General features: G+C 44.5%; 11 protein-coding genes and 1 riboswitch. Of the genes, 3 read left to right on the plus strand and 8 right to left on the minus strand.

Annotated features, from left to right (window positions below; genetic code table 11):
- Positions 1-2 precede the first annotated feature (2 nt).
- From QFZ80_RS21265 to QFZ80_RS21300, 8 genes are all read right to left on the minus strand, one after another.
- Complete coding sequence (locus tag QFZ80_RS21265; protein WP_307554407.1) at positions 3-3182, minus strand: GxGYxYP domain-containing protein; 3180 nt, start codon at positions 3180-3182, stop codon at positions 3-5.
- 260 nt (positions 3183-3442) lie between these two features.
- Entirely contained in the window at positions 3443-5155 is a 1713-nt protein-coding gene (locus tag QFZ80_RS21270) for an adenine deaminase C-terminal domain-containing protein (protein ID WP_307560876.1), read from the minus strand.
- Positions 5156-5176: 21 nt separating this feature from the next.
- Positions 5177-6238, minus strand: coding sequence for an ABC transporter ATP-binding protein (locus tag QFZ80_RS21275; protein ID WP_307554402.1), 1062 nt, complete (start codon positions 6236-6238; stop codon positions 5177-5179).
- Between the two features lie 15 nt (positions 6239-6253).
- Entirely contained in the window at positions 6254-7042 is a 789-nt protein-coding gene (locus tag QFZ80_RS21280) for an ABC transporter permease (RefSeq protein WP_307560878.1), read from the minus strand.
- Positions 7043-7046: 4 nt separating this feature from the next.
- Complete coding sequence (locus tag QFZ80_RS21285) at positions 7047-7868, minus strand: ABC transporter permease (RefSeq protein ID WP_307554400.1); 822 nt, start codon at positions 7866-7868, stop codon at positions 7047-7049.
- Between the two features lie 27 nt (positions 7869-7895).
- Positions 7896-8828, minus strand: a complete 933-nt coding sequence (locus QFZ80_RS21290; RefSeq protein ID WP_307560880.1) for a nucleoside hydrolase — start codon at positions 8826-8828, stop codon at positions 7896-7898.
- A 70-nt stretch (positions 8829-8898) separates the two neighbouring features.
- Positions 8899-9999 (minus strand): ABC transporter substrate-binding protein, encoded by a 1101-nt coding sequence (locus QFZ80_RS21295; RefSeq protein ID WP_373460424.1) that lies wholly within the window; start codon positions 9997-9999, stop codon positions 8899-8901.
- A gap of 262 nt (positions 10000-10261) precedes the next feature.
- Entirely contained in the window at positions 10262-10609 is a 348-nt protein-coding gene (locus tag QFZ80_RS21300) for a hypothetical protein (RefSeq protein ID WP_057306268.1), read from the minus strand.
- 316 nt (positions 10610-10925) lie between these two features.
- Positions 10926-11014: riboswitch (cyclic di-GMP riboswitch) on the plus strand.
- A gap of 111 nt (positions 11015-11125) precedes the next feature.
- On the opposite strand from QFZ80_RS21300, the gene QFZ80_RS21305 reads away from it, so the two are divergent.
- The 3 genes from QFZ80_RS21305 to QFZ80_RS21315 all read left to right on the plus strand — a co-directional run bounded on the left by QFZ80_RS21305 (position 11126) and on the right by QFZ80_RS21315 (position 12925).
- The gene (locus tag QFZ80_RS21305; RefSeq protein ID WP_307554394.1) at positions 11126-11488 is read left to right on the plus strand and encodes a response regulator; all 363 of its coding nucleotides are present in this window, start codon (positions 11126-11128) and stop codon (positions 11486-11488) included.
- Positions 11489-11928: 440 nt separating this feature from the next.
- A complete protein-coding gene (locus QFZ80_RS21310) occupies positions 11929-12693 on the plus strand; it encodes a ParA family protein (protein WP_171648781.1) in 765 nt (254 codons plus the stop codon).
- The gene (locus tag QFZ80_RS21315; RefSeq protein ID WP_307560882.1) at positions 12680-12925 is read left to right on the plus strand and encodes a hypothetical protein; all 246 of its coding nucleotides are present in this window, start codon (positions 12680-12682) and stop codon (positions 12923-12925) included. Before QFZ80_RS21310 ends, QFZ80_RS21315 begins: the two co-directional genes overlap by 14 nt.
- Positions 12926-12933 lie beyond the last annotated feature (8 nt).

A 12933-nucleotide genomic window follows, 5' to 3' on the forward strand; every position in this document is an offset into this window, starting at 1 on the left:
GTTCATTGTGGGATATGCACTGACACATTATCGATCTGTACAGTCGTATTATCGTCATACCACACACGGAACTGATAGGCATGCCCCAGTACGAAATCAGCCTCCATAGTAATGGACTGATACGTATCGGCGGCATTGAAATCACTGCGCAGCACGGGTTTTTCGCCAGTTACTTTGTTGCCTGTTCCGTCATAGATGTCGAGATTCAGCACCCGTTCGGAACCGCCTGCCGGATTGTCGATCTTTATGCGGAAGTCGACCTTAAGGCTTCCGGAAGGGAGATCCGCTACCCCAGGACCATGCAGCATATGACCTGCCGCATGGTCCTGCGGATTCGCATACCAACCATCGGAGGCTGCAGCTCCCGTATTATGGCCGAAGTCACGCTCCGCTTCGAAAATACGGCTCGTATAGTTCGCCGATACATGAATCGGAATCTGCGCTTCAAGGCCATTGTACGACGCCTTCACGATGGCATCTCCGCTTTGAAGCACCTGCAGAGCGCCACCGTCACCGATTGTGACCGTAGTTTCACCTTGCGTGACAGTCCAAGTCCCATCCACCGTCAAATTAACGTCCGGCTTGCCTTGCTCGCTCGCTTTTCCCCATAATTGAAGCTGCTTCTGCCCTGCATCTGTTCCGAACACCAACGAGGTTACATTCGATCCTCCGAATTTAAAATAAAGCGATTGTGTATTCGGCAGCGTTATTTCTGGCATATCCAGCCGCACGTGGTCGACTTTAACGTTCGCCTTATCTTCGAAGTGCACACGGAATTCATAGGTACTCCCGAGTGAATAGTCTACGTCCTCCAAGCTTATATCCATGTACTGGTCTTGTACGGCAAAATCCCGTAACTTCAGCTCTTTTGAAGCAATAATTTGATCAGCACTCGCATTATTAATATCAATGATAGCAATAGTATCATCAGGTAAGGTCGCGCCCGAAGCCTTCATACGGAAAGTGACGTCATGCACGCCTGATGGTAAATCGGCCACATAAGGTCCATATAACATATGACCGGGTCCGTGCTGCTCAATATTTGCCAACCAGCCATCTCCATCAATCGCCCCTGTGTTATGTCCGAAATCGTTCTCGGCTTCATAGAGTCGCTGAGCCAAATTACGGTTCATCACGACGGTGACTCGATCGATTTTAACCTTGGCGTTGCCATCATACCAAGCTCTGAACTGATAAGAATGACCCGCAACAAAGTCGGCCTCGAGTGTTGAATTATGATACGTGTCAGCACTCTGGAACTCGGATCGATGTACGGCTTTCTCTGCCACCACCACTCCAGCTGTATCGTCATAGATATCCAGATTCAGTACACGATCATTATCTCCACTCACCTGGTCAATCATAGCTTTGAATTTGACTTGGTTGCGGCCTGCAGGAATGTCTGAGGCACCTGGTCCGAAGAGCATATGTCCAGCTGCATGCTCCTGTGGATTAGCCGACCAGCCATCACCGTCCAACTTCCCTGTGTTATGGCCAAAATCGGTTTCCGCTTCATACACCTTATTGGCAACTTCCGTATCCTCTTTAGGTACGTTATTTTGAATCAGTTTCACCATTTTATCGGGCGTTACGACTTGAACATCGCCTTGCAGTTGATCGATAACAGCCTTTACTTCATCCATGGAGGATGACCAGGCATGAACGAGAACAAGCGAATAGCCTGCGGCACTCTTCGGATTTCTTGGCGCTGCATTGATATGCTGGACAACTGACGTAACATCGCTTCCAGCGATACCATGCCACAGCATTTCCCGCGGAGTGACGATGGGCTTATTGTTAGACCACTTTAAGGCGCCGTTTAACGCTTTATGATTGCTGTATTCCAAATAAATAACGCCATCCACATTCGGCTGAGCCGTATACTTATCCCACATCGCTTTTTTGTTGAAAGCATTAAAATCTATCACTTCAACGAGCGATAAATCAGCTCTGCCCATATCAGCGTTTAACTGTTTGAGATGCGCATCCAGCTCCTGCTCCGGATACATAGATGGATACATATAACCGCCGCCTGAAGGACCAACGACAAAATTATCTTCCTTTGTACCATCCTGATAAAATCGTTCCAGCACAGTCGGCGCCAAATCCATCATGCTGGGAGAAACAGCCCACCCCATATCGAAATTCCCACGGTTTGGGTTACCGAACCAAGGCTTGCCCTTCTCGGCCAAATCGTTCAGCATCCATTGGATATTATCGCCGTCCGACATGACGAATGACACATAATGCACATTATCCTGAACCGGAGGCTGCGTCTGATCCTTCTGTTTGAATTCTTTGATGTTAAAGCTGCTTAATACGGACAAATTATAGGCATGATCAGCCGGCAGTGTATATACACCCGCTGTCGAACTCGGACGTATGAAAGCGTCTTCGCCTTTTGACGCATCTCCCCATCCTAAGATGACAGCATCGGGCTCCGCGTCTGCAACGACGGATTGTCGGAACGCGCTGTTCCCATCATAAAAGGTGAAAGCGTTAGCCATTACAGCGTAATCTCGTAATTTGCCGCCCATACCGGACGCCAATTCTTCGCTCGTCTCCCCTTTTTGCTCAATCAAGGTGCGATGGTTGAGCTTATTCCAGTAGTTTTGCTTGACCCAAGCTTCATCCTTTGTCGAGAGATCCATTAATTGCTTGTAGCTTTTGGCTTGATTGACATCACCTTTTTCAATTAAAATGGCTTGCTTCAAATGGGCTAATGAAGTAGCTGCATTGATGGAGCTGTTCCCCTTTTCCCATAGTAAATAGCCATCAAACTGCTTCTTGAATTCCTTTACGAGCTTCCAAGGATCATGGATAAATTCCGTTTTCACCCCGTATTTTTGGACCAAATCGTCCAGCCATATCTTGTAATTCCCGGAATCGGGCAGTATGTAAATTTGATTAGATGACTTATTAGCGAGCAGCCCTTGCAGCGAAGCGATCATGGCACTTTCCGTTTCCGACATATCGCTCAAACGGATCACAAAAAGCTTTTTGGCTTTAACAGCAGCCTTTACGTAGTTAGCGTCCAATTGCGGTGATCCGCTTTGAGAAAGAGTTGTTGCATCATCTGACTCTGTTTCATTAGCTGCAGCGGCTGGAGACACAGATGTCCCTAAGAGTGACATGACAATAGAAAAGCATACAAACAAGACGAATAAACTGGTTTTTCTCATTATAAACCTCCTCATGATTCGAATGTATGACGGGAATAATTCACATTTGAATTATACAATATATCATTAACATATTCTACATGTCATTTAGATCATTTAAATCTACTATATTCACATCATTTTTGTCATGGTTCGACATACTAAACGCCTAGATAAACTTGAAGGCTGGGCCTCCGCTCCTATGGGATCGATGGTTATCCATTAACGAAAAAAAAGCCAAGCCACAATGGTGATAACCATCCATGACTTAGCTTTTCCAATTAACTGTGTATGATTAGAGGCACAACTTTTCCCTCATTCACATCAATTAAACCAAAATCCGTTATTTTCAGTGCAGGACTAACAGGTAAAGAATGCGTGCTAATGGACATGATCGGATTATAATGGCTGTAGCCTAACGATTCCATGGCCTTGCGCAGCTGCTCAACTTCCTTCGCGACTTGCTCCAAAGGGACTTCTGTTAAAATACCGCCGACAGGCAGCTCAAGACTAGCGATCACCTTGCCGTTCTCAACAACACTAAAGCCCCCTTGATTCTTGATGACCTCATTAGCCGCGATCATCATATCGACAGGATTGTGCCCGACAACGAGCATGTTATGGTTATCGTGGGAATAAGTCGTTGCTATGGCGCCACGCTTGATTGTATCGCCACCGATTAAACCATAAGCACGATTCCCGTTTTTCCCGTAGCGTTCAAACGTAGCAATCAGTCCATAGCCGCTTTCCTGCCAGTTAAGCATCCCTTGACGAGCTTCCACCTGGGCGTGATGCTCCTCTGTAAACGTGGAGCCATCCTTCACCATCATCGTTCGGCAGGCATACCGACCATCAGCGACTTCTGTTTCCATATAGAAATCCGATTCTGTTAACGGCGCCATATGAACACTTTGATAATAGTGCGCTGGAAAGGCGGGTGAATGGACGGTCGGCTCATACGGTTCACGCACATCGTAGACCTTGCGGCCATGCTTGTACACTTGATCGATTGTCAGCTGCTCCAAATTGGATATCAGTTGAAAATCGCCAATTTTACCTGGCGCAATAACGCCGCGATCATACATTCGCATTCTTTTGGCTGGAGAAAGCGTACTGGCATAAATCGCCTGCTCAGGTTTCATGCCCATCCCAATCGCTTTACGCACAAGGTGATTCAAGTGTCCCCGACCTTCGAAGGAATCTGCCATCACATCATCAGTTACAAAACAAAAATGCTCAGATACCTCATGCTCCATCAAATACGCTATCACTTCAGGCGTCATCGATTTTTCTTGAATTTCAATAAACATACCCGCAGCGATTCGTGCTTCCATGCCTTCGATCGATTGATGTGTATGATCGGAATCTACCCCGCTATAGATCATTCGGTGCAAATCCAAATCCAGCAGTTTGGGAACATGCCCTTCAATAATAAGATGAGGATAATGACTGCGGATATGATTTAAAATGTGATTCGTCTTGCAATCGGGATCCGTTATGACGTCTACGTAGTTCATGATTTCGCCTAAACAAATGATTCGTTCCGTACGAAGCAGTTCGTCCAAATCTTCGATTTCAATCGCTCCTCCGGTCGTTTCCATCGAAGTAGCAGGAACCGAACTCGGGATGGCGTAGAACATGTCCGCCACACAATGCTGGCTAGCTTTAATGAATTCCTTCACCCCGTCAAGTCCGAAGACATTGGCAATCTCATGAGGCTCTGGAACGATGGTTGTAACGCCGTTGCGAATGAGTCCGTAGGAGAATGTCTCCGGCGTGACCATCGTGCTTTCGATATGCAGATGAATATCAATGAGGCCGGGAATCATATAACGTCCTTGTCCGTCCAAGTGCTCGGCCGCTTCGAAGCTATCGGCAGCCCGTTCCCCGATATATAGAAACCTTCCATCCAAGATCGCTGCATTACCTTGGATGAATGTTTTAAAATAACTATTATAAATTCGTACATTTTCAATCAGTAAATCTACATGCATCTGCCTTCGCCTCCAAGTACATTACTCAACTAGAACTAATTTCTCGCTAGGAAAAAGAAGCCGGACCTCTTGACCATTCAGGTAAGGAAGTTCCATTTCTTTATTCACTGTGAAATTCCCCAGCTCCGTCTCAACAACGTATTGATAGCTTCTTCCAAGGAAGGTGCTGACTTTGACTTGACCTGTCAATCGATTCGCTCCTACCGCGATTTCATCAGGCATTCCAATCACAACATCATCCGGACGAATAGCCCCTTGCTTGCCAAGCTGTTCTCCTTTGCTTGGATGCTTCGTAACGGCGAACATATAGTCTTTCACCTTCAACGCAATCTCTTCATTTCCATCGAACCTGGAATCGAAGGTAATAAAATTCGTAAAGCCAATAAACCGAGCCACAAACTCCGTTTTTGGATATTTAAATATCGCCGCTGGAGCGCCAAGCTGTTCAATGATGCCTTTATTCATAATGGCAACTTGATCGGAGATGGAGAAGCACTCTTCCTGATCATGCGATACATAGACAGTAGTAATACCGAGCTCCTGCTGAATGCGTCGGATCTCCACCCGCATATTAATGCGCAGATTAGCGTCCAAATTGCTTAGCGGTTCGTCGAAGAGCAGCAATTCCGGCTCGATCACAAGTGCCCTGGCAATTGCGACCCGCTGTCTTTGGCCGCCTGAGAGTTCCTTCGGAAACCGCTTTTCGAAGCCGGACAGACTTACGATATCGAGGATGTTTCTGACTCGCCGATCGATCTCTGCCCCACTCACTTTCCGAAGACGCAGACCGAAAGCTACATTGTCATAAATGGATAAGTGCGGAAACAAAGCATAGCTCTGAAACACGAATCCAAAGTTCCGTTTGTTGACGGGAACGTGCGTATAATCTTTTCCGTTTAGTGAAAATTTACCTGCCCTCGCCTCTATAAATCCCGCGATTAGCCGTAGAGTCGTCGTTTTCCCGCATCCACTTGGACCGAGCAGCGAGATCAGACTTCCTTTTTCAACACTTAGGTTGAAGTCCTGCAGAATATATTGCTGGTCATAGGCAACCGAAATATTTTCCAGTGATAGCAATGCCATGGATGAAAGCCTCCGTTATCGTTTGGTGAAGTAGGATAAACCCATCAACCGTTCAATGATGAACATAAGTACGGCAGTGAAGAGCATTAGTAAGACAGAAATAGCGGCAATTGTAGGGTCAAAATGATTCTCCACATATGTCAGCATCTGTATGGGCAGCGTACTGACTCCGGGACCCGTCATAAAGACCGAGATGTCGACATTATTAAATGATTCTAAAAATGCAATAAGAATGGCTGCGATAATACCGGATTTGATGTTCGGTAGGACCACTTTGAAAAAGGTTTTAAGCTGACCGGCACCAAGACTTAACGCAGCTTCCTCAATTGCAAAATCAAAATTCGATAAGCTTGATGCAATGACGCGGATAATAAAAGGAAGCATAATCACGGTATGCCCAATCAGCAAAGCTGCATAGATCGGCAGGAGATAGGTGACGATAAGGTACTTGAGCATCGTAAACCCAAGCACGATACCTGGAATAAGCACAGGGGAAATAAAAATCGCATTAAGCGCCCCTTTCCCCTTAAACTCAAACCGGCTTAACGCATAAGCCGCTGGGATACCAAGCAGCAGTGCAAACAAATTACCGATCATCGATACAATAACCGAGGTACCCGCGGTCGTCATGAACATCTTGACTTCCAAAATGTTGCGATACCATTTCAATGAGAATCCTGTCGGTGGGAATTTCAATACACTCCCTGGCTCAAATGAAGCAAATGCAATAATGACGAGCGGCCCGAGCAAGAACATGTAGACAAGAAGCGTAAATAAGGCCAGTCCTCGATTCTTCTCCCGCATACTTCTACCCCTTCGGATTTAATTTAGTAGCCAGTTTGTTCATAAGCGCAATAACCACGAAGGTGATCACGATCATAATCACGGCAATGACGGAGGCGAGATACCAATCGTTCAGAGTAATCGCATTCTGATAGAGGAATGTTGAAATGACCCGCTGCTTGCCTCCGAGCAAAGCCGGTGTCGTATAAGCTGTTAAACTTCCGACAAATACAAGGATACTGCCTATAATTAATCCCGGTACACTAAGCGGAACGATGACCTTGACGAAAGCCGTAAATCGGTTAGCTCCCAAGCTCTCCGCCGCTTTGATCAGATCCGGATCTATATTCTCAAGAACACCGACCAACGTAATAATGATGAGCGGAAGAAACAAATGGAGAAGACCAATCATCATCGCAGCTGGTGTATACAAAATATTGAGTGGCTCTTGGATGATACCAATGGCCATCAAGGCATTATTAAGCAGCCCTTTTTTACCTAAAATAATCATCCAGCTGAACGACCTGACAACCGAGCTCGTAAGCAGCGGGAAAATAGCTAATGCAAGTAAGATCGCCTTTTGTCTCGGACTCTGTTTGGAGATGAAGTAAGCCACAGGAAATCCAAGCAATATGCAAAATAGGGTGGTTACCAAGCTGACACGCAGCGTCGTCCACACGATCTTGAGAAAATAAGGGTCTTTAAAGAAACTTAAGTACCCTCCCAGCGTAAACGTCCCTTTATCGAAAAAGGTTGAACCTATCGTGAGAAAGATCGGTATCACCATGAAAATCGTCAGGAACAGTAGTCCCGGTAGCAATAATAAAAATAAGTACGTTTTTTTCATGTAGCTTTACTCCTGTTCCTGGGTTCGCTAGGCACGCAAGGCGTTTATAAAAAGCTGGAGGAATTCGTCAGCCAATACATCCGTACACACATGAACATTAGCCTCTTTGGACAAGCGGTTCTGGAAATCGCATACGGTCTGTCCGTCGCACAGCTCGCTTCGGATTTCGACATCAACGTAATAATGGCGTGTCGTGACCAACTGTTTATTCAGAGCCACTCCGACTGCAAGTGGATCATGAAGCGCACAGGCCCGAACTCCGTTACGTTCATAGTAACGCTTCATATAATTCGCGGTGCTTTCCTGAACATAGCGGGCTATGGGAGAATCTCCGAGCTCACGGATATGTTCATCGGTCAGCAGCGCTTTACGCGTCACATCCAATCCTACAAGGGTTAAGGATGGAAAACCTGCCTGGAAAACGATCTTCGCGGCTTCCGGATCGACATACATATTGTATTCCGCCGTGGGCGTTACATTGCCGAAGCCTTGAACGACGCCCCCCATCACAATGACTTCCTTGACCTGATGAATCAGATCAGGATGCTTCATAACCGCCAATGCCAGATTCGTTAACGGCGCGGTCATAACCAACGTGACTTCTCCGGCGTGCTTCCGTACTTGTTCCACGATAAAATCGGAGGCATGTCCAGCGGTCGTCTGCATATGAACCGGCATATCGCTTAAAGCGCCGCCAAGCCCGTCATTGCCATGGACATGATGCTCAAAGTGAGAAGCTCGCATCAAAGGCTTGTCTGCCCCTTTAACGACCGGAATCTTCTCTTCCATCCCAAGCAGTTGGAGGATCTTACATGTATTCTTGGTCGCTTGATCCAGAGAAACGTTGCCATTCACGGTTGTAATTCCGAGAACATCCATGTCTCCGCTGCGAATGGCCAAAAGAATACCTAGCGCATCATCCACACCCGTGTCTACATCTAGGATGACCTTCTTTTTCATGACTAAGCCCCCTTTAAGTCCTATTGAAGAAATCAAGGGTATATAAGCATATACCCTTGATTGATTTTATTTATTGAGCAACTTCCTTGTTGAAGCGGGCAATCCATGCTTTGAGATTCTGATTGACGAATTTCATATCCAATTTGCGAAGTTTATTCACCACGTCTGCGCCATAGGTAATCCCTGTAGCTTCTTCAGGCGAAAGCTGAAGTGTTGTGTTTACAGGTGAATCTACTTTCGCTTTCGCTGATTTCTCCTGTACTTCCTTGCTCAAATGCCAGTTGATGAAATCCTCAGCCAGCTGCTTGTTTTTACTTCCTTTAATCACGTTGACCGTGTTCATTACGGCGTAAGCTCCTTCTTGCGGGGAGACGAACTTCGTTTCTGGCACAGCTGCTTTCAAATCCTTCACGTACATTTCCATGATAGGACCAGCAGCAATTTCCCCTTGTGCGAACATGTTTACGAATTCGGAGGTTTGGCCGTAGTATTTAACGACTCCTTTGTTCAACTCCTTAATTTTTGCAAAAGCTTGATCCTCATTAAACGTTGCATTTCCAGCAACGACAGATGCTGCATCCAAGACCATTGGGCCAGTTGTCCCCGTGATGTTAGGAAGTGTCAGCTTTTTGGAGAGTTCTGGACTCCATAGGTCGCTCCATGACTTGATTTCTTTGGTTGTTGCTTTCGGATTGTAAGCAATGCCTAGTCGACCTACCGTGTAGGCTGGACCATAATCTTCACCCAGCGGCGCCTTGGCCAGATCATAAATGTCTTTCAAATTCGGAATCCTACTGCGGTCGATCTTATCGAACAGTCCCGCTTCAATTCCTTGTTGTGCGTAATAGTCAGATAAATAAATGAGATCCACACTCGAGCTGCCCTGCTTCACTTTGTTCATACGTTCTGCGTTATTTCCTATCTCCAGAACAATCTTGGCATTATGCTCCTTCTCAAACGGCGCGTACACTTCTTTCTTAAAGAAATCATCCGCAAAACCCCAGGTGGAAATGATTAAAGTTGTAGGTTCCCCTTTGGATGCCGCTGTGGCAGCTGCTGTGGGTGCTGTCGTAGCTCCACTTGTATTACCCTGGTCCTTCGTGCCGCAACCTGTTAAGGCTAGTCCTACTACAGATAAAGAAATTAAACCACGAACCATTTTTTGTCTCATCATTCATCGTCCTCCCAAGTTTTATCATGTATAATTTTAATGCGTGAATCCCCTGTTAAATTTTTACTAGTATTCTTCATGACCCCAGAAATATGCGCGTTTCGCCTTAAATCCAGCTATACAAAAAAAAAGAAAAGTACCCTTGATAGAAAGAAGCTTCTAATCAAGAGCACTCTTCATTGTAAACAATGCAAAGTGACATCTATTGGTATACATGTGGTTTCCTCTTAAGATAAATCAAAAGAGAACACCTTCGACTAAACTATTCGGTTTGTTTAAGAATAATGTTCGTTATTGCCCATTGCGTCGGCGGATCATAATCCCTTAATACCGCATCCATGGATAAGCCCAGTTCTTGCTCCAGCCTGTCCCGGATTCTCTTCTTGTATATAGAGGACATATAAAAATCGACTTCGTGTTTGAGCGTTGGCGCCTCGCCTTCCAATGCAGTTGAACGCGGTGAGCGGCGGTGCTTGGCATGAAAAGTAATAATATTCTGATCAATTGAAACCTTCAGCAATGTTGTGCCAAACCCAAACAACTCTTTGGAGATTTCGTTATAGAGGTGACACAGCTTCTTCTTGTATTCATTAGAATCTAGTTGTGGCATGGAATCACCTTCAAGATCAATTATCAACCCTTATGCGTTAAAATCTATCTTAATAATACATAGGATTTCAGAATTAATCAAGAGAATCGTTCGTCTTTCTCACTGAAATCGGGCATTATTTACCTATAACACATCTAAATGATCCAATTTCCCGAATGTCTTACAAATATTGCTTGATATTCGCGACGGATTCGGGCAGCATAACTCATCTTGGTTAACATAAATCAAGGGCTGCCTCGCAGAAACTTTTAATACTAGTACTTTATTACTAGTATTAAGAGTGCTATACTTTAGAATACATAGTAATTCTTCTGCTAAACGATAAGAGCAAAGCTAATGAAAATTAGTGACGCAAAGCTAAAGGAGCTAAGGCGAAATACTTCGCTATGCTTGCCAGTTACCGAAGGAAGGGATATATCCACAACTCCCCTTATTCTTCTTTTAAGGGGAGTTTTCCTTATGTTCTATAACAGTAAATAGCTAGGTAGAAAGTCCCTCTGAAAGGTGATAATTAATATGGCGAGACTAATGGTTGTTGATGATTCTATCTTTATGCGATTGATGATTAAGAACATCCTCTTAGAATTAGGGCATGAAATTGTAGCCGAAGCATCGAATGGACTTGAGGCCATCTCTCTTTTTTTACAGCATTCACCTGACATGATTACGTTGGATATTACAATGCCCGAGATGGATGGTATTACGGCATTAAAGGAAATTAAAAGTTACAAGAGCGATTCAAAGATCATTATGGTATCCGCAATGGGGCAACAATCCTTTGTTATTGAAGCCATTACCCTTGGCGCTAGAGATTTTATTGTGAAGCCTTTTGATAAAGACAGGGTAGCTGAAGCTGTAAAAAAGGTACTGAGTTCGTGAATGCCCACAATGCTCTCCACCTGAATGCCTCGCCATTCAACTTTTTGGACCATCACTTATTTAGCCGTGATTATGTATTTCGATACGGATTCATTCTTACTCTACTAATGATTACGGTTTTACATGTATCTGTTTTTCCAAAGTTTGATATATATGCTTTCTATCTACTTTCTGTCATATTTTGGGCATCGGATTTTCGAATAAACCGCTGGTGGTTCTAATCATTCTTTGTTCATTCGTAGTTTTGTTGAGGTCCTATTATTTTGGCGAAAAGTGACCTTATGGATACATATACAGAAAATTGATTTGAAAGAGAAATTCCTGGCGCTATGGTTGCCGAATACACTCTCAACTTGACCGTGCATGACCCCCTTTTAAATAGATCTATTGTAGAACTATATACAGGAATAAAGGTTTACAGAAATAAGGAGGAATGGGTTATGGGAGCCATTATTTCAATCGGTAATCAAAAAGGCGGCGTTGGCAAAACGACAACCACGGCCATCACGGGGTATCTTCTCTCTAAGAAGTACAAGGTTCTCTGTGTCGACTTCGATAGCCAAGGCAATTTGACACAGTTTCTTACTCAACGAGATATACACGATTACTCCAAAATGACTATTTTTGAGGCATGTAAAAACATGAATCCCACCCCCTACATCCGCAAGTTAACCTACAACCTTCACTTCATTCCGGCTGATGAAATGCTTGCAACTCTGCCCATGCTTATCCATCAAAATCCTTCAATGAGTTCGACCATTTTGAGAGATACACTACATAAAGTAAAGGCCAGATACGACTACATACTTATTGATTTACCTCCAAATCTCGGAGAGCACACTATTAATGGTTTAGTGGCTTCCGACTATGCAATCGTCATGCTACAATGCGAACCAATGTGTTATGACGCGCTGGACAGATACATCGCAACAATGATTCACATCAAAGAGGTTAAAAAGCTGGACCTTGTTTTATGCGGCATATTGCCAACAATGATCGATTCTAGAACAATCATTGATAAAACAATCATTGATAGGGTAAGGAGAGAATACGAGGGAGTTGTGTTTCGATCGGAAATAAAGCGAAGAAATAGAATCAAGGAGTTTTCTATTACAGGAATACAGGAATACAGTAATATGGATACATCGGCATTAAGCAATTATAGAAATTTTGTCGAGGAGCTGGAGCAGCGTGTCCAAGCGTGATGCGATTGAACAGTTATTAGGAAAACGGCGGAGTCAAGAAATACAGGAAACTGTAAATACAGGTTTACAGAAACCTGTAAATAAGAAAAAAGCAACATTTGATTTCGATGAACAATTCCATACTGAGTTAAAGATATTCGCCGCGAAACAGAATAAGAAGATGGTTGATGTTGTGGTAGAGGCCGTGAAAGAGTATATGCGAAGACATAAAAATAACCCCCCGGTCGAGTAGGCCCTTCG

Source organism: Paenibacillus sp. V4I7 (assembly GCF_030817275.1).
In the GTDB taxonomy this organism is placed as follows: Bacteria; Bacillota; Bacilli; order Paenibacillales; family NBRC-103111; genus Paenibacillus_E.